Raw genomic sequence first — 16,960 nt, forward strand, 5'->3', positions numbered from 1 at the left:
GTTCATAGACTTTTAACGAAAGGGTAATTGAACTTAGTCGAACTGCGCGTTCACGGTTTTCAAGGCGCCATAGTCGTTAATATAATTAAACTGTATGCCCTGGGCTTTTAGTTCAGGCAGGCGCGCGGTCTGCGGGTGCAGTTCAAACACGGCTTCGCCGCCCGGGGCAACCATATGATTACCGTCAGTATTACTGAGTGTCTTGCCCGCCCACTTCACCTGTATATCGGCAAACGAGACATGCAATGGCGAAGTATTCGTGCAGCGCAACTTCAACTGTGCGCCGTCGCCGAACACCTGCCACGTCAAATGCTTCGCGGCGTCATGCAAGGAGCTGCGGAGTGTCGCGGGTCGATAGAACACTTTAATTCGACTTTGAACAGCCAATAACAAGTTATTCTTGTTTCTCGACTTTTCCGGCACCGGTGGTACTTCAAGTACATTCAGCCAGAACAGCGATTCACGGTCTGGCGGCAATGCTGTTCCATTGAACAGGATCCGCAGGGTCTGCGAGGCCTGGCCTTCGATACGGGTCAGCGGCGGCATGATCAGGAACGGCGCGGAGCTGTTCTCCGGCGTAGAGTCGGTGGCGCCGTCATCCATCCACGATTGCACCAGTGCCGGGGTCGCGCCCTTGTTCGACAGGGGCAGCGTGACTTCACGTTCGCCGCCTGGATAGATCAACCGAGTGCCGCCCAAAACGATATTGGCGCGAGCATCGAAGCTCATTAAATAAATGAGCAGGCAACCTGTTAATAGACGATATATCCGCATAGTCAGGGTAGTCCCCTCTGCGCGATGTCCGCGCAGAGGGACGTTCTCAGTTATAGCTCAATTGGTATTTGACCTGGCTCTTCACCAGGCCCGCCGTGGACTTGCCGGTCGCGTAGTACTGCACGCCGTAGATCATTTCAGCCGCACCGTCTTGCACGGTGAAGCTCTTGGCAGCGCCAGCGTCGCCTGGCTTGATCACGGAGTTGTCTGCGTAGTTGTAAAGCTGCAGGCCCACATTGGTGGCGGAGGTATCGCCGCTCAACTGGTTTTTCAGCACGCCCGAACTGACGTCGACCAGGTTGGCATCGTAGAGAAACTGCGCGCGTACATTGGTCACGGTCGGCGAGCATTGATTGACCGCAATACGGAAGTTGGACGGCATCGCGGTAGCACCGGCCTGGGCCAGGTCAGCCACTTTGGCGGTCGCCAGGTCCACGGTAAAATCGCCCGACGAGCCGGTGGTCACCTGGCAAGTTTCATCCGTAACTTTACCGTTAAAAGTAATAGTACCGGCTTCCGCGGCGCTGACAGTAGTGGACAACATCAGGCCACCACACACACTCAGGAGCGCCGCCTGCACAGGCAGTAAACGTTGCTTCTTCATACTTCATCATCTCTCAAGTTTATATTCATTGGCGTTACTTTAATAACTCATCACAGGGCCGCACTTCACTTCACGAGTTGCTGGGTATCCACCTCCTGACTTCGTAATTAATCCTTTTTCGGGCGCACAGTGACCCGCTGCCTTGAAGTGCACTGTTGCGCACAACTGCAATAAGAAACGGTTCTTTTCTAGTGCAACTCAACCAGCACGGCTACAGGTAGGTGACGTGACTTAGTCTATTGAGGTGCGGGCTGACGCTGTGGGCGCCATTATGCGAGCCGACTCGGTGGCTGTCTTTAAGATCAAACTGAAAATAGGCCCAGGGCGAGAACTGTCTTTCGGTTCAGCCCACGTAAACCGCTGGCACGACTTACAGGAAAAGCTGCGCGTCCGCACAGAAGGCCAACAACGCTTGATCATTTTCGACGCCCAACTTGCGCATCGCCGAGACCTTTTGTGCGCTCACTGTCTTGGTGCTTCTATGCAAAAGTGCCGCGATTTCACGACCACTCAAGCCCGATACAAAATGCCGCAGCACTTCGTATTCGCGCATCGTCAGCCGAGCTGCCCTGGCTTGCATCTGGCTGTCGCTGTTCGACAGCGCTTGCACTGGTGGCTGGTATTTGCGTCCCTGCGACAACGCCTGCAGTGCTACCGCAATCTCATTGAAATCACCACTTTTCAATATTACGCCCCACACACCCAGGTGATAGAGACCGCTGAGAATCAGGGGATTGGACAGCATGGTGAATACCAGGATGCGGGTGTCACCAAAGCGCCGGCACAGCAACTCGATCATCTGCAATCCATCGCCATGAATTCCGTCGCCGGGCATGCTGTAGTCGGCAATCACGACATCGGGCGAAAACTGCTGGTGCATCTGCACCAATTCAGTAGGCCCCTTGGCGATACCCACCACTTCAAAGCGGTCATCGCGCTCGACTATTTCCTGCACCGCCATCGCCACAATCGGATGGTCGTCGGCTATCAACACAGTGGTCTTTTTCATGGTTTGTATTCCAGTCTCAGTCGTTGGATGTAGGGGGCTCGCCGTCCGTATTCGGCGCGAGGCCCGCCAGTAGTCGCTCTATACCGTCCATGAGTTCAATAACGCCCTTGGGAATTTTGTGCGTGGCGATCAGTTGCTGCTCCAGCGCTTTGCACGCGTCTGCCAGCTGCTTCGCCTGCACCGCCGCCAGCGAGCCGCGCAGCCGATGCAACTGCGGCACCATGGCAGCTACGTTGTGTTGCTGGCTGGCGTCGCGCAGGATTTTCAGGTCTGCGCGCGTGGTATTCACAAACAGTTCATGCAGTCGCGGTGAGAGCGCCACAAACGCCGGCAGTTCTTCCTCCTGCGGCTCAAGTATTTGCGCGGGCGGGCAGCAGCGTCGCAACACTGCGTACAAATCACTCAGGCTCACGGGCTTTACCAGCCAGGCATCCATGCCGGCTGCGACGAAGCGTCGGGTTTCTTCCTGCAGGGCGCTGGCGGTGATGGCGATGATCGGAAGCGTTACGCCCTGCTGACGCAGCGCACTCAATAACTCGAACCCATCCATCTGCGGCATGTTGATGTCGGTCAGTAGCGCATCGAAATCCGGCGACCAGCGCGCCAATGCGTCAAGACCGTGACTTGCCAGGGTGACGCGACAGCCGAGCTGCTCGAGTTGCTCCTTGATCAATGCCTGGTTCATCGGGTTGTCGTCGGCGACCAGCAGGTTCAGGCCCAACTTACCGGGATGCCGAGACAAGCGGGCCCGCACGGCGGTCGGCGGTGCCTGCTGCCCCAAGGCAAAGCTGGCACTGAAACTGAAGCAGCTACCCACCCCGGGTTCGCTGGCCACGCTCAATCGACCGCCCATCAGTTGGGCCAGTTGCGCGCAGATGGACAGGCCAAGCCCGGTGCCAGCAACGGTATGCGCATGTCGGTGCGCCTGGTAGAACGGCTCGAACAGATGAACCTGCTGCTCGGCCGCAATACCCACGCCGGTGTCGGTGACTTGCCACGTCAGCGTAGCCCTGTCGTCGCTAATCGCGGCGCTCAACTGCAGCGTTACACCGCCGTGCTCGGTGAACTTGAGGGCATTGCTGAGCAGATTGGTGAGCACCTGCCGGATACGCCGCGCATCCCCATGCACCCCAACCGGTACACCGGCATCGACATTCAAGCGCAACTGCACGCCCTTGCCCTGTGCGGTGCCGCTGTATTCGGCGACGACCTCCTCGGCCAATGCGAGGGGGCTGAAATCCGCCGACTCCAGCGCCATCTCCCCCGCTTCGATCTTGGACATGTCCAGCACATCGCTGACCAGTTGCAGAAGCATTGAAGAGGAGCGCTCGATAATGTGCAGATAGTTGCTTTGTTGCTCGGTCAACTGTGTGAGCCCCAGCAACTCCAGGGTACCCAACGCGCCATAGAGTGGCGTGCGGATCTCATGGCTGATGGTCGCCAGGAACCGCGACTTGGCGGCGCTGGCCTCGGCGAGCTTCTGCTCCACCGCCTTGTGTGCGCTGATGTCGCTGAACGCGCAGAGCACCACCGCCTCGCCGCGATAGCGGGCTGAGGCGAAACTGCCGTGCAATGTGTGGCCGTGGCGGCTGTGGAAAATCACATCGCCGTCGGGTTGCGCCGGGGCAGGATTGAGCCCCCAATGCTCACTCAACTGCGTCACCGCCTGGGCATCCCCCAGCATTCGTTCGGCCAGTGGGTTTTGCATGATCAGGTGCCGATCCGCGCGCCTGAGCACACACAGTGCCACAGGGGCAGTCTGGATTACCGTACGGCTGAAAGTGTCGCTTTCGACGATCTCAAAATGGGCCTGGCGCGCGGGCGAAACCACCTTGCGCGCGTACCAGCGAATCGCCACCCAACTGCTCAACACACTGGCCAGCAGCAGCCCAATGCCGCCAAGCAACTGCCACTTGGCGTAGCCGAAAAAGCTTTGATAATTCAGTTCGTACAACGCGACCCAACCACCGGCACTGGGGCCGCCCATCTTGAACAGCAGGCCTTGCGCAGTGAAATTCAGGCCCTGCCGATAGCTCTGCGCTACACCGACTGCATCTATCAACGAGTCGCCCTGGGGAGACAACAGTTGCAAGCGGTCGTAGATCGGCCGCTCGAACAATTGCTCGGGATCATTGATGCGCTCCAGATCCAACAGGGTCACGATGAAGATCCGACGCTTGACCTCAGGTGTCCACCAGAGCGCATCGGGCAGCCTGAAATCCAGATAACCCAACAGCTCACGGGACTCGCCGGCAATGAAATGCTGCGCTGGCGCCCAGCGCACGTGGACTCCCCCTGTCGAGTCTTTACCGACTGGCAGCGCGGTGTAAATCCGCTCGACTGCCGCCAGGTAGTTCTCCGTTGTCAGCAGCGCACGCCCCGGAAACCGGTCGATGGCAGGCACAGCCATGCTGGTGTTGCCCAGCGCGCCGATGACGAACACCTGCGGTGCCGGGTACACCGAGGTACTCCAGAAACGGCTGTAAAAATTCGCCAGCATCACCCCCAAGGCGAAATTGCCCGGATGCGGGCCGGACGTTACGTGCTGCTGCGCCAGGGTAAACGGCATCGAAAACGTATATTGCGCCGCCTCAAAGATCCGCACGCCTGGCGTGTCGACACGCATTTGGCTCTGTACCGTCAGACCCGACGTCGGTTGGTTCTGCGAGGCCTGGTTGCCGTGTTGCGCAATCCTGTCGATGAATTTTTCGTGCTGATGGATATCACCCACCAATCGGTTGAAATGCAGCATCACCTTGTTGCGCTCTTCGGCAACCACCTTGCTCAACGCCCAATAGCAGGCGGCCAGCATTAACAGGTTAAGAAAAAGCGCGCAGATCAGCACGGTATTCAGGCGCAGGGACGTGCTGGCGAGCTTGCGAATCAAGCTGTAGTTGCGTTCGGGCATAGGTTCAAAGTCCGGTCTCGTAAGACGGCACGGTGGTAGCGGCATAGAGCCAGGCGCTGTATGCCACAGCTGGAGGTGAGTATGGCGTAACACGGCAAGTTCGCCTTGCCAGGCTAGAAGCGGCGCCAAGTTTAAAAAAGGGGGCGTTTTTACCAGATGAGCATCTCGCAACGATTGATCGAGATCAAAAAAACGCATCACCCAGCTGTACCGTTTGCCGACCCGATCTTGTGGCGCTTGCACTTGTCATATTATGGTATACCATCATACACAGATCCACTTACCTCAGACGGAGCAGCCCATGAGTTTCGAAATTCGCAAGATCGTCAGTTACGTAGAAGAAACCTTCATTGAAGGCGGCAAGGCCTCGGACACGCCGGTGACCATGGTCGGCCTGGCCGTCGTGTTGAAAAACCCGTGGCTGGGTCGCGGTTTCGTCGAAGACCTCAAGCCTGAGATCCGCGCCAATTGCTCCGACCTTGGCGCACTGATGGTCGAGCGCCTGGTGGGCATCATCGGCGGCGCCGAGAAGATCGAAGCGTACGGCAAGGCCGCCGTCGTGGGCGCCGATGGCGAGATCGAACACGCGAGCGCAATCATCCATACCCTGCGTTTCGGCAATCACTACCGTGAAGCGGTCAAGGCCAAGAGCTACCTGAGCTTCACCAACAAGCGCGGCGGCCCTGGCACCTCGATCCAGATCCCGATGATGCACAAGGACGACGAAGGCCTGCGCTCGCACTACATCACCTTGGAAATGCAGATCGAAGACGCCCCGCGTGCCGACGAAATCGTCGTGGTGCTGGGCTGCGCCGATGGCGGCCGCCTGCACCCACGGATCGGCAACCGTTATATCGACCTGGAAGAACTGGCCGCCGAAAAGGCCCAGTAATCCCGGCGGCTAACACCCTAATAAAAAGGTATGCAGGAGCGCTCCATGATTCGGCTCACCGCTGAACGCACCCCGGCTGGCACCAGTTATCTGGCGACCGGCCAAGGCCAGCCTGTGGTTTTGATCCACGGCGTGGGCCTGAACAAAGAAATGTGGGGCGGGCAAGTCGTTGGCCTGGCCACGAATTACCGCGTGATCACCTATGACATGCTCGGCCATGGCGCCAGCCCGCGCCCGGCCGCCGGCACGCCGCTGCTGGGTTATGCCGACCAGTTGCTGGAACTGCTCGACCACCTGCAATTGCCTCAGGCCACGGTGATCGGTTTTTCCATGGGCGGCCTGGTCGCCCGGGCGTTTGCCCTGCATTACCCGCAGCGCCTGCAAGGCCTGGTGGTGCTCAACAGTGTGTTCAACCGCAGCCCGGAACAGCGCGCCGGTGTGATCGCACGCACTGCCCAGGCCGCCGAGCATGGCCCGGACGCCAATGCCGAGGCCGCGCTGTCGCGCTGGTTCAGCCGCGAATACCAGGCGGCCAACCCGGCGCAGATCGCCGCGCTGCGTGAAACCCTGGCGGGCAACGACCCCCAGGGCTACCTGACCACCTACGAACTGTTCGCGACCCAGGACATGTACCGCGCCGACGACCTCAAGGGGTTGCGCGTGCCGACCCTGGTCGCCACCGGCGAACTCGACCCGGGCTCGACCCCGGAAATGGCCCGGCAACTGGCCGATCGTATTCCCGGCGCCACCGTTGCGGTGCTGGCCGAACAACGGCATATGATGCCGGTAGAATCGCCACGCCTGGTCAACCAGCTGCTGCTGGGCTTCCTCGACACGGTGTACGCCCAAAACAATCCAATCAAGGGGATCGTTGCATGACACTCGCACGCTTCCAGATGTGCATCGGCGGTGAATGGGTCGATGCCCTGTCCGGCAAGACTTTCGACAGCCTCAACCCGGCCCTGGCCGAGCCCTGGGCGCAACTGCCCGACGCCGACGAAGCGGATGTGGAGCGCGCCGTGCAAGCGGCGCAGACTGCCTTCGACAGCCCGGCCTGGCGTGGCCTCACCGCCACCGCGCGCGGCAAGTTGCTGCGTCGCCTGGGCGATTTGATTGCCGAGAACAAAGAGCAACTGGCCCAGCTGGAAAGCCGCGACAACGGCAAGCTGATCCGTGAGACGCGCGGCCAGGTCAGCTACCTGCCGGAGTTCTTCCACTACACCGCCGGTCTCGCCGACAAACTCGAAGGCGGCACGCTGCCCCTGGACAAGCCCGACCTGTTCGCCTACACCGTGCACGAAGCCATGGGCGTGGTCGCAGCAATCATCCCCTGGAACAGCCCGCTGTACCTGACCGCGATCAAGCTCGCACCGGCCCTGGCGGCGGGCAATACCATCGTGATCAAGCCGTCGGAGCACGCCTCGGCGACCATCCTCGAACTCGCGCGCCTGGCCCTCGAAGCCGGGATTCCGCCGGGCGTGGTCAACGTGGTCACCGGCTACGGCCCCAGCACCGGCGCCGCCCTCACCCGCCACCCGCTGGTGCGCAAGATTGCCTTTACCGGCGGCGCGGCCACAGCCCGACATGTGGTGCGCAGCAGCGCGGAGAACTTCGCCAAGCTGTCTTTGGAACTGGGCGGCAAGTCACCGAATATCATCTTTGCCGACGCCGACCTCGACAGCGCCATCAATGGCGCGATTGCCGGCATCTACGCGGCGTCCGGGCAGAGTTGCGTCTCGGGTTCGCGCCTGCTGGTGCAGGATGAAATCTACGATGAGTTCGTCGAGCGCCTGGTGGCGCGCGCCCAACGCATCCGCATCGGTAACCCGCAGGACGACGCCAGCGAAATGGGGCCCATGGCCACCGCGCAGCAACTGGCCGTGGTCGAAGGCCTGGTGGCCGATGCCATCGCCGAAGGCGCACGCCTGCGCACCGGTGGCAAGCGCCCGCAGAATCTCGGTGAAGGCTGGTTCTATGAGCCGACGCTGTTCGAATGCGACCGCAACTCGATGAAGATCATGCAGGAAGAAGTCTTCGGCCCGGTGGCCTCGGTCATCCGGTTCAAGGACGAAGCCGAGGCATTGGCGATCGCCAACGACTCGCAGTTCGGCCTCGCCGCTGGCATCTGGACCCGCGACCTCGGCCGCGCCCATCGCCTGGCGCGGGATGTGCGCTCGGGGATCATCTGGGTCAACACCTACCGCGCGGTCTCGGCCATGGCGCCCATCGGCGGTTTCAAGAACAGCGGCTACGGACGCGAAAGCGGCATCGATTCGGTGCTGGCCTACACCGAGCTGAAAACGGTGTGGATCAACCTCTCCCAGGCGCCGATGCCTGATCCTTTTGTGATGCGTTAAGAGACCCCGACCATGATCGAACCCGGCATTTACAAAGACGTCATGAGCTCCTTCCCTTCCGGCGTCACGGTGGTCACCACCCTCGACCCGGACGGCGGCATCGTCGGCATCACCGCCAGCGCGTTCAGCGCGCTGTCGATCGACCCGGCCCTGGTGCTGTTCTGCCCCAACTATGCGTCGGACACCTACCCGATCCTGCGCGACAGCAAGCGTTTCGCGATTCATCTGCTGTCCGCCGACCAGACCGCCGAGGCCTACGCCTTCGCCGGCAAAGGCAAGGAGAAGGCCAAGGGCATCGAGTGGCACCTCAGCGAGCTGGGCAACCCGCTGTTGGCCAAGGCCACGGCGATCATCGAATGCGAGTTGTGGCGCGAATACGACGGCGGTGACCACGCAATCATTGTCGGCGCGGTGAAGAACCTGATCCTGCCCGCGCAGCCGGTCACGCCGATGATCTATCACAAAGGCAAGCTGGGCCCGCTGCCCACCCTGGCCTGAGGAGCTGATTGATGAGCACTGAAAAATACCAGCAGGGCCTGAAGATCCGCACCCAGGTGTTGGGCGAGGCCTACGTGCAGCGTTCGATCGACAACGCCGACGATTTCACCCGGCCGCTGCAGGAGATGGTCACCGAGTACTGCTGGGGCCACGTGTGGGGCCGTGAGGGTTTGTCGCTTAAAGAACGCAGCATGATAAACTTGGCAATGATTTCGGCCCTCAATCGGCCCCACGAACTCAAGCTGCATGTGCGCGGCGCCTTGCGTAACGGGCTGAGTCGTGAACAAATACGCGAAATTCTGCTTCAGGTCGGCATTTATTGCGGGGTTCCCGCCGCCGTGGACAGTTTCCGACTGGCCCGGGAAGCGTTCGCCGACGCCGATGCCGAGGCCTCCAGTTAACCGCTACATTCAGAGCAGACCCCATGAAACGCCTGCCACTCGACGACAGCTTCAAGGTCAATCACAACCCGGTCACCCTGCGCGAAATCGTGTTGGAGAAACTGCGCAGCGCCATCATGAACTTCCAGCTTTTGCCGGGTGACCGCCTGGTGGAGCGCGACCTGTGCGACCGCCTCGGCGTCAGCCGCACCTCGGTGCGCGAAGCCTTGCGTCACCTGGAGTCCGAAGGCCTGGTGGAGTTCGCCGATGCCAAGGGCCCGCAGGTCGCAATCATTACCCTGGCGGATGCCGTCGATATCTATGAACTGCGCTGCGTGCTCGAAGGCTTGATCGTGCAGCTGTTCACCCTGCGCGCCAAGGCCAAGGACATCAAGGCCCTGGAAAAAGCCCTCGAGGAAAACCGCAAGGCCCTCAAGGACGGCGAGCTGCAACAGGTGATCGATTCGGTGCAGGGCTTCTACGACGTGTTGCTCGAAGGCTCTGGTAACCACGTGGCCGCCACGCAGTTGCGCCAGTTGCAGGCGCGCATCAGCTATTTGCGCGCGACCTCGGTGTCCCAGGAAAACCGTCGCGGCACCAGCAACCAGGAAATGGAACGCATGGTCCAGGCGATCAAGAGCGGCGACCCGCTCGCTGCGCACCAGGCCTGCGTCGACCACGTACGCGCCGCGGCTGCGGTGGCCCTCGATTACCTCAAGCGCAAACAGGAAGAGACCGGCAAAGTCCCCGAGATCACCCTGCCCATCGCCCTCAAAGAACCCCGCATAGGTCACTGAGCGTGTTCAGCCCAAGCTTTTGCCCGAAATGTGGCGGCAGTGACCTCGGTCACCAGCGGCCACCGGGCGATACGCATGAGCGCCTGATGTGCCGTGGCTGCGGCTACATCCACTACATCAATCCGAAGATCATTGCCGGCTGCATCATCGAGCAGGACGGCAAATACCTGCTGTGCCAACGCGCAATCCCGCCGCGCCCCGGTACCTGGACGCTGCCCGCCGGTTTCATGGAAGGTGGCGAGACCACCGAACAGGCCGCGCTGCGTGAAGTCTGGGAAGAAAGCGGCGTACGTGCGGAGATCCTCTCGCCCTATTCGATCTTCAGCGTGCCGAAGATCAGCGAGGTGTACATCATCTTCCGCGCCATCGCGCTGGAGATCACCGGCCAGTTCGGGCCGGAGACCCTCGACTACAAGTTCTTCGCGCCCGAGGACATCCCCTGGGACAGCATCTACTACCCGGCCATCCGGCAGATCCTCGAGCGTTACATCGAAGAGCGCCAGGCCGGGGTGTATGGCATCTACATCGGCAATGACGACAGCGGCAAGATCCACTTCATCCGCTGATCTCCAAGCCCAGACACAGATCAAAAATGTGGGAGCGGGCTTGCTCGCGAAAGCAGTGTGTCAGGCACCGAATGCATCAACTGACACTCAGCCTTCGCGAGCAAGCCCGCTCCCACAGTTGAATCGGTCTATGCCCGATAGACCGAGGTCGCCAGGCCGAGATGCAGGGCCTCTACCACGGCAAGGCCCATTTCATCCGTCGACCTCCAAGCCCAGACACGGATCAAAAAATGTGGGAGCGGGCTTGCTCGCGAAAGCAGTGTGTCAGGCACCGAATGCATCAACTGACACTCCGCCTTCGCGAGCAAGCCCGCTCCCACAGTTGAATCGGTCTATGCCCGATAGACCGAGGTCGCCAGGCCGAGATGCAGGGCCTCTACCACGGCAAGGCCCATTTCATCCGTCGACCTCCAAGCCCAGACACGGATCAAAAATGTGGGAGCGGGCTTGCTCGCGAAAGCAGTGTGTCAGGCACCGAATGCATCAGCTGACACTCAGCCTTCGCGAGCAAGCCCGCTTGTATGCTAGGACTTGAAGGGAGGAGGAGGGACAAAGCCCGATTCTGACTGTTAGAGCAGTACAGACCGTGGGAGATTTCGCCCCTCCTCCTTTCACCCAAGCGCCGATAAAGAATGCATCTGGCTATGACCGACGATAGGAACAAGCCTGCGCCCCTGGGTGAGCCCTTCAAGTGCTTAAAACCTTAGCCCGGAGGACGTCACTATGGCAATGCCAGTTCCCGTCTCAAAGCCAATCGTTGGTATTGATGTCGCAAAAAATGAGTTGGTGATTTATCACGCCGAGCTCGATCTGCTGGAAACGATCCCGAACAACAAAGCCGCCATCAAAACGTGGTTGAAGGCTTTACCGGGCGCCATAGCGATCGCAATTGAGGCGACTAATACCTACCACTTGGAGTTCGCTGACCTGGCCTATGAGGCCGGCTGCGTTATTTACATGGTCGGTGGTTATGAACTCAGCCATTACCGCAAAGGTGTGAAGGTTCGGGCTAAAACCGACGCTTTGGATGCCCAATTACTGGCGCGGTATTTGAGAAAAGAAGCCGACGAACTTCACCCCTGGACTCCACCGTCTCCTCTTTATCGCCAACTTTTGAGCCTTTTCCGTCGTCGTGCCGCTTTGGTTCAAGCTCGCGTCAGCCTAACGCAAAGCTGGGCGAACGAGCCGCAGTTGAAGGCCTCTTTCGCTGAGCAAATGAAGTCGATGCAAAGACTTGAAGGGCTGATAGAAAAAATGATCGGTGATCGCCTGAAAGAGGCCGGGTTGCTGGCCCAACTCAAACGCTGCATGAAAGTTGAAGGTATCGGTTTTTTGACTGGCGCCCGTTTGATTACAACCTTTCAGCGAGGTGATTTTAGAAACGCGGACGCTTTTATTGCCTTCCTGGGCATGGATTTGCGCGTTTCTAAGTCAGGGCAGAAAGATAATCGCCGCAGCTTGAGCAAGCGCGGCGACTCAGAAGCACGGCGCCTTCTGCATAACGCAGCAATGGCTGCCAGCCGGACAGCAGCATGGAAAGAGTTTTACCAAGCGCAGCGCGCACGGGGATATAGCACAACTCAGGTGTTGGTAATGCTGGCTCGCAAGCTCGCCCGGGTGGTCTTTGCCTTGCTGAAAGGACAAAACGAATACCAACCGAAGGTTGGTTGAGGGTTGCTCCTCAACCATAGAATCTCCCACAGTTGAATCGGTCTATGCCCGATAGACCTAGGTCGCCAGGCCGAGAGGTAGGGCCTCTACCACGGCAAGGCCCATTTCATCCGCTGACCTCCAAGCCCAGACACGGATCAAAAAATGTGGGAGCGGGCTTGCTCGCGAAAGCAGTGTGTCAGGCACCGAATGCATCAACTGACACTCAGCCTTCGCGAGCAAGCCCGCTCCCACAGTTGAATCGGTCTATGCCCGATAGACCTAGGTCGCCAGGCCGAGAGGTAGGGCCTCTACCACGGCAAGGCCCATTTCATCCGCTGACCTCCAAGCCCAGACACGGATCAAAAAATGTGGGAGCGGGCTTGCTCGCGAAAGCACTGTGTCAGGCACTGAATGCATCAGCTGACACTCCGCCTTCGCGAGCAAGCCCGCTCCCACAGTTGAATCGGTTTATGCCCGATAGATCGAGGTCGCCAGGCCGAGAGGTAGGGCCTCTACCACGGCAAGGCCCATTTCATCCGCTGATCTCCAAGCCCAGGCACGGATCAAAAATGTGGGAGCGGGCTTGCTCGCGAAAGCAGTGTGTCAGGCACCGAATGCATCAACTGACACTCCGCCTTCGCGAGCAAGCCCGCTCCCACAGTTGAATCGGTCTATGCCCGATAGATCGAGGTCGCCAGGCCGAGAGGTAGGGCCTCTACCACGGCAAGGCCCATTTCATCCGCTGACCTCCAGACCGAAGCGAGTCCCAGTGTGGGAGCTGGCTTGCCTGCGATGGCATCCACCGGGTTTACCGGATATACCGAGGTGCCTGTATCGCAGGCAAGCCAGCCCTCACATTCGGACCCGGTTGGTTGATACAGCTAGGGCGCCAGGCCTTCCACAATAATAATCTGCGCAACCCCAGCCCCCTCCCGGTGCCCTTTAGCCTCCTGGTACTCCACAGACTCATAACACGCCACCGCCTGCTCATAACTATCAAACTCGATCACCACGTTACGCTGGCGCGCCGGCCCGCCTTCGAGCGCGGTGCTGCGCCCGCCCCTGGCCAGGAACCGCCCGCCAAACTTCGCAAACGCTGACGGCGCGCGTTGGGTGTATTGCGTGTACTGCTCTGCATCGGACACATCCACATGGGCAATCCAGTAGGCCTTCATCGCGACATCCTCTTGTTTGATTTTTGTGGTATACCATAATACATACAACCAACAAATCGAGCACTCTACATGGCCTTCAACAGCATCGCAGACATCATCGAAGACTACCGCCAGGGCAAAATGGTGCTACTGGTGGACGACGAAGACCGGGAAAACGAAGGCGACCTGTTGCTGCCTGCGGCCTGCTGCACCGCCGAGACTATCAGTTTCATGGCCCGCGAAGCCCGTGGCCTGATCTGCCTGACGCTGACCGACGAACACTGCCAGCGCCTCGGCCTGGAACAGATGGTGCCGAGCAACGGCAGCGTGTTCAGCACCGCATTTACCGTGTCCATCGAAGCCGCCACCGGCGTGACCACCGGGATCTCCGCCGCCGACCGCGCGCGCACCGTGGCGGCAGCCGTGGACAGCAACGCCGGGCCCGCCGATATCGTGCAACCGGGGCACATCTTCCCATTGCGCGCCAAGGACGGCGGTGTGCTGACCCGCGCCGGCCACACCGAGGCCGGTTGCGACCTGGCGCGCCTGGCCGGGCACACCCCGGCCTCGGTGATCGTCGAAGTGATGAACGACGACGGCAGCATGGCCCGCCGCCCGGACCTGGAGATTTTCGCGCGCAAGCACGGGATCAAGATCGGCACCATCGCCGACCTGATCCACTACCGCCTGAGCACCGAACGCACGGTGGTGCGCATTGGCGAACGCGACCTGCCCACGGTGCACGGCACATTCCGCCTGATCACCTTTGAAGACCGCATCGACGGCGGCGTGCACATGGCCATGGTGATGGGCCAACTGCGCCGCGATGAACCCGCGCTGGTGCGCGTGCATGTGATCGACCCGCTGCGCGACCTGGTCGGCGCCGAGTACAGCGGCCCGTCCAACTGGACACTGTGGGCCGCCCTGCAACGCGTCGCGGCAGAAGGCAGCGGCGTGGTGGTGGTGCTGGCCAACCATGAGTCGTCCCAGGCGCTGCTGGAGCGCGTGCCGCAATTGACCCAGACGCCGCGCCAGTTCAGCCGCTCGCAGTCGCGGATTTATTCGGAAGTCGGCACCGGGGCGCAGATATTGCAGGATCTGGGCGTCGGCAAGCTGCGTCACCTCGGACCGCCCCTCAAATACGCCGGGCTGACCGGCTACGACCTGGAGGTGGTCGAGAGCATTCCCTTCACCGAATGATGGATAACCGGTAAGGCAAAATGCTTGCACAAAGTTTGGAATACCATAATATGATATTCCATAGACCGAACGCTTTCGCCAAGTGCGCCCGCCAGGGATAGCACCAATAACAGCCCTTGGCACGGTCGCCTTTTGGGGCCTCGAATAGGGGCCTCGATAAACCTACTGCTCCCGATAGGCGGGCATTACCAAGCCCGCTCAATAACAAAACAAATGAGGGCGTGAAAATGGTGTTGAACAAACGTGCAACCGCAGTGCTGTTCGCGGGCTTGCTGGCCACGGCCACTCACGCGGCCCTGGCGGCCGAAAGCGTCAATTTCGTGAGCTGGGGCGGTAGTACCCAGGATGCGCAGAAGCAGGCGTGGGCCGATCCTTTCAGCAAGGCCAGCGGCATCACCGTGGTCCAGGACGGCCCTACCGACTACGGCAAACTCAAGGCCATGGTCGAAAGCGGCAACGTGCAGTGGGACGTTGTGGATGTCGAGGCCGACTTCGCCTTGCGCGCCGCCGCCGAAGGGCTGCTCGAACCCCTCGACTTCTCGGTCATCCAGCGCGACAAGATTGACCCGCGCTTTGTCTCCGACCATGGCGTCGGCTCGTTCTTCTTCTCCTTCGTGCTCGGCTACAACGAAGGCAAGCTCGGCGCCGGCAAGCCGCAGGACTGGACCGCGCTGTTCGACACCAAGACCTACCCCGGCAAACGCGCCCTCTACAAATGGCCAAGCCCCGGCGTGCTCGAACTGGCGCTGCTGGCCGACGGCGTACCCGCCGACAAGCTCTACCCGCTGGACCTGGACCGCGCCTTCAAGAAACTCGACACCATCAAGAAAGACATCGTCTGGTGGGGCGGCGGCGCGCAGTCGCAACAACTGCTGGCCTCCGGCGAAGTCAGCATGGGCCAGTTCTGGAACGGGCGCATTCACGCACTGCAGGAAGACGGCGCGCCGGTGGGCGTAAGCTGGAAGCAGAACCTGGTGATGGCCGACATCCTCGTCGTACCCAAAGGCACGAAAAACAAAGCCGCTGCGATGAAGTTCCTGGCCAGTGCCAGCAGCGCCAAGGGCCAGGCGGATTTTTCCAACCTGACCGCCTATGCTCCGGTGAACATCGACAGCGTGCAGCGCCTGGATTCAGTCCTCGCGCCCAACCTGCCGACGGCGTACGCCAAGGACCAGATCACCCTCGATTTCGCCTACTGGGCCAAGAACGGCCCGGCCATTGCGACACGGTGGAATGAATGGCTAGTCAAATGAAAATGACGGCAACCACGCCGACCGGGAGCGCCCTCGGCGCTGCCGGCCCGGTGTCCGGCAAGGCTTCGGCGCCGTCCCTGGCGCAGCGCTGGCGGGGGGCGAGCAACCTGCTCCCGGCCCTGCTGTTTCTCGGCCTGTTCTTTCTCGCACCGTTGATCGGCCTGCTGCTGCGCGGCGTGCTGGAGCCGGTGCCGGGCCTGGGCAACTATGAACAGCTGTTCGCCAACTCGGCGTATGCGCGGGTGCTGCTCAATACCTTCTCGGTGGCCGGCCTGGTGACGCTGTTCAGCCTGCTGCTGGGCTTCCCGCTGGCCTGGGTGATCACCCTGGTGCCCCGTGGCTGGGGGCGCTGGATCCTGAATATCGTGCTGCTGTCGATGTGGACCAGCCTCCTCGCCCGCACCTATTCCTGGCTGGTCCTGCTGCAGGCTTCGGGGGTGATCAACAAGGCGCTGATGGCCATGGGCATCATCGATGCGCCGCTGGAGATGGTGCACAACCTCACCGGCGTGGTGATCGGCATGAGCTACATCATGATTCCGTTCATCGTGCTGCCGTTGCAGGCGACCATGCAGGCCATCGACCCGATGATCCTGCAGGCCGGCTCGATCTGCGGTGCCAGCCCGTGGACCAACTTCTTCCGGGTGTTCCTGCCGCTGTGCCGGCCGGGGTTGTTCTCCGGTGGCCTGATGGTGTTCGTGATGTCCCTCGGTTACTACGTCACCCCGGCGCTGCTCGGCGGTGCGCAGAACATGATGCTGCCCGAATTCATCATCCAGCAGGTGCAATCGTTCCTCAATTGGGGCCTGGCCAGTGCCGGCGCAGCGTTGCTGATCTTCATCACGCTGGTGCTGTTCTACTTCTACCTGAAGCTTCAGCCGGAATCCCCGGTTGGCGCCAGCAATGCGAGGTAAG

Annotated in this window: 16 protein-coding genes; 11 read left to right on the forward strand and 5 right to left on the reverse strand. The window is 60.6% G+C overall.

Going from position 1 to position 16,960, the window contains the following annotated elements:
* Positions 1 to 33: 33 nt before the first annotated feature.
* From C9990_RS20020 to C9990_RS20035, 4 genes are all read right to left on the reverse strand, one after another.
* Positions 34 to 729: a molecular chaperone gene (locus C9990_RS20020; protein WP_177410344.1), complete on the reverse strand. Its 696-nt coding sequence runs from the start codon at positions 727 to 729 to the stop codon at positions 34 to 36.
* Positions 730 to 820: 91 nt separating this feature from the next.
* Positions 821 to 1,378: a fimbrial protein gene (locus C9990_RS20025; RefSeq protein WP_065905762.1), complete on the reverse strand. Its 558-nt coding sequence runs from the start codon at positions 1,376 to 1,378 to the stop codon at positions 821 to 823.
* Between the two features lie 370 nt (positions 1,379 to 1,748).
* A complete protein-coding gene (locus tag C9990_RS20030) occupies positions 1,749 to 2,387 on the reverse strand; it encodes a response regulator transcription factor (RefSeq protein ID WP_065905760.1) in 639 nt (212 codons plus the stop codon).
* 16 nt (positions 2,388 to 2,403) lie between these two features.
* Complete coding sequence (locus C9990_RS20035; RefSeq protein ID WP_065905758.1) at positions 2,404 to 5,295, reverse strand: ATP-binding protein; 2,892 nt, start codon at positions 5,293 to 5,295, stop codon at positions 2,404 to 2,406.
* A 301-nt stretch (positions 5,296 to 5,596) separates the two neighbouring features.
* Between C9990_RS20035 and C9990_RS20040 the strand changes: the two genes are divergently transcribed.
* From C9990_RS20040 to C9990_RS20075, 8 genes are all read left to right on the forward strand, one after another.
* The gene (locus C9990_RS20040; protein WP_065905755.1) at positions 5,597 to 6,187 is read left to right on the forward strand and encodes an amino acid synthesis family protein; all 591 of its coding nucleotides are present in this window, start codon (positions 5,597 to 5,599) and stop codon (positions 6,185 to 6,187) included.
* Between the two features lie 45 nt (positions 6,188 to 6,232).
* Positions 6,233 to 7,066, forward strand: coding sequence for an alpha/beta fold hydrolase (locus tag C9990_RS20045; RefSeq protein ID WP_065905753.1), 834 nt, complete (start codon positions 6,233 to 6,235; stop codon positions 7,064 to 7,066).
* The gene (locus C9990_RS20050; RefSeq protein WP_106804429.1) at positions 7,063 to 8,544 is read left to right on the forward strand and encodes an aldehyde dehydrogenase; all 1,482 of its coding nucleotides are present in this window, start codon (positions 7,063 to 7,065) and stop codon (positions 8,542 to 8,544) included. Before C9990_RS20045 ends, C9990_RS20050 begins: the two co-directional genes overlap by 4 nt.
* A 12-nt stretch (positions 8,545 to 8,556) precedes the next feature.
* Positions 8,557 to 9,042, forward strand: coding sequence for a flavin reductase family protein (locus C9990_RS20055; protein WP_065905749.1), 486 nt, complete (start codon positions 8,557 to 8,559; stop codon positions 9,040 to 9,042).
* An 11-nt stretch (positions 9,043 to 9,053) separates the two neighbouring features.
* Positions 9,054 to 9,443 carry a carboxymuconolactone decarboxylase family protein gene (locus C9990_RS20060; protein WP_065905747.1) on the forward strand — a complete coding sequence of 130 codons (390 nt, stop codon included), beginning with the start codon at positions 9,054 to 9,056 and terminating at the stop codon, positions 9,441 to 9,443.
* Positions 9,444 to 9,466: 23 nt separating this feature from the next.
* Positions 9,467 to 10,219, forward strand: a complete 753-nt coding sequence (locus C9990_RS20065) for a GntR family transcriptional regulator (RefSeq protein ID WP_065905745.1) — start codon at positions 9,467 to 9,469, stop codon at positions 10,217 to 10,219.
* Positions 10,220 to 10,221: 2 nt separating this feature from the next.
* Positions 10,222 to 10,785 carry an NUDIX hydrolase gene (locus C9990_RS20070; RefSeq protein WP_065905743.1) on the forward strand — a complete coding sequence of 188 codons (564 nt, stop codon included), beginning with the start codon at positions 10,222 to 10,224 and terminating at the stop codon, positions 10,783 to 10,785.
* Positions 10,786 to 11,508: 723 nt separating this feature from the next.
* The gene (locus tag C9990_RS20075; RefSeq protein ID WP_106802529.1) at positions 11,509 to 12,456 is read left to right on the forward strand and encodes an IS110 family transposase; all 948 of its coding nucleotides are present in this window, start codon (positions 11,509 to 11,511) and stop codon (positions 12,454 to 12,456) included.
* An 863-nt stretch (positions 12,457 to 13,319) separates the two neighbouring features.
* On the opposite strand, the gene C9990_RS20080 is transcribed toward C9990_RS20075, so the two are convergent.
* Entirely contained in the window at positions 13,320 to 13,613 is a 294-nt protein-coding gene (locus C9990_RS20080; RefSeq protein ID WP_106804430.1) for a DUF1330 domain-containing protein, read from the reverse strand.
* 69 nt (positions 13,614 to 13,682) lie between these two features.
* Between C9990_RS20080 and ribBA the strand changes: the two genes are divergently transcribed.
* From ribBA to C9990_RS20095, 3 genes are all read left to right on the forward strand, one after another.
* Positions 13,683 to 14,792, forward strand: coding sequence for a bifunctional 3,4-dihydroxy-2-butanone-4-phosphate synthase/GTP cyclohydrolase II (ribBA, locus tag C9990_RS20085; RefSeq protein WP_065905740.1), 1,110 nt, complete (start codon positions 13,683 to 13,685; stop codon positions 14,790 to 14,792).
* Between the two features lie 227 nt (positions 14,793 to 15,019).
* Complete coding sequence (locus C9990_RS20090) at positions 15,020 to 16,045, forward strand: ABC transporter substrate-binding protein (protein ID WP_065905739.1); 1,026 nt, start codon at positions 15,020 to 15,022, stop codon at positions 16,043 to 16,045.
* Entirely contained in the window at positions 16,042 to 16,959 is a 918-nt protein-coding gene (locus tag C9990_RS20095; RefSeq protein ID WP_065905738.1) for an ABC transporter permease, read from the forward strand. Before C9990_RS20090 ends, C9990_RS20095 begins: the two co-directional genes overlap by 4 nt.
* Position 16,960: the final 1 nt, after the last annotated feature.

The organism is Pseudomonas sp. S5D5 (assembly GCF_003013355.1).
Lineage (GTDB): Bacteria > Pseudomonadota > Gammaproteobacteria > Pseudomonadales > Pseudomonadaceae > Aquipseudomonas > Aquipseudomonas aylmerensis.

Bases quoted from the DNA above. Each gene is read 5' to 3' on its own strand.
- C9990_RS20020 (WP_177410344.1), bottom strand. From the start codon at position 729: ATGAGCTTCGATGCTCGCGCCAATATCGTTTTGGGCGGCACTCGGTTG.
- C9990_RS20025 (WP_065905762.1), bottom strand. From the start codon at position 1,378: ATGAAGAAGCAACGTTTACTGCCTGTGCAGGCGGCGCTCCTGAGTGTG.
- C9990_RS20030 (WP_065905760.1), bottom strand. From the start codon at position 2,387: ATGAAAAAGACCACTGTGTTGATAGCCGACGACCATCCGATTGTGGCG.
- C9990_RS20035 (WP_065905758.1), bottom strand. From the start codon at position 5,295: ATGCCCGAACGCAACTACAGCTTGATTCGCAAGCTCGCCAGCACGTCC.
- C9990_RS20040 (WP_065905755.1), top strand. From the start codon at position 5,597: ATGAGTTTCGAAATTCGCAAGATCGTCAGTTACGTAGAAGAAACCTTC.
- C9990_RS20045 (WP_065905753.1), top strand. From the start codon at position 6,233: ATGATTCGGCTCACCGCTGAACGCACCCCGGCTGGCACCAGTTATCTG.
- C9990_RS20050 (WP_106804429.1), top strand. From the start codon at position 7,063: ATGACACTCGCACGCTTCCAGATGTGCATCGGCGGTGAATGGGTCGAT.
- C9990_RS20055 (WP_065905749.1), top strand. From the start codon at position 8,557: ATGATCGAACCCGGCATTTACAAAGACGTCATGAGCTCCTTCCCTTCC.
- C9990_RS20060 (WP_065905747.1), top strand. From the start codon at position 9,054: ATGAGCACTGAAAAATACCAGCAGGGCCTGAAGATCCGCACCCAGGTG.
- C9990_RS20065 (WP_065905745.1), top strand. From the start codon at position 9,467: ATGAAACGCCTGCCACTCGACGACAGCTTCAAGGTCAATCACAACCCG.
- C9990_RS20075 (WP_106802529.1), top strand. From the start codon at position 11,509: ATGGCAATGCCAGTTCCCGTCTCAAAGCCAATCGTTGGTATTGATGTC.
- C9990_RS20080 (WP_106804430.1), bottom strand. From the start codon at position 13,613: ATGAAGGCCTACTGGATTGCCCATGTGGATGTGTCCGATGCAGAGCAG.
- ribBA (WP_065905740.1), top strand. From the start codon at position 13,683: ATGGCCTTCAACAGCATCGCAGACATCATCGAAGACTACCGCCAGGGC.
- C9990_RS20090 (WP_065905739.1), top strand. From the start codon at position 15,020: ATGGTGTTGAACAAACGTGCAACCGCAGTGCTGTTCGCGGGCTTGCTG.
- C9990_RS20095 (WP_065905738.1), top strand. From the start codon at position 16,042: ATGAAAATGACGGCAACCACGCCGACCGGGAGCGCCCTCGGCGCTGCC.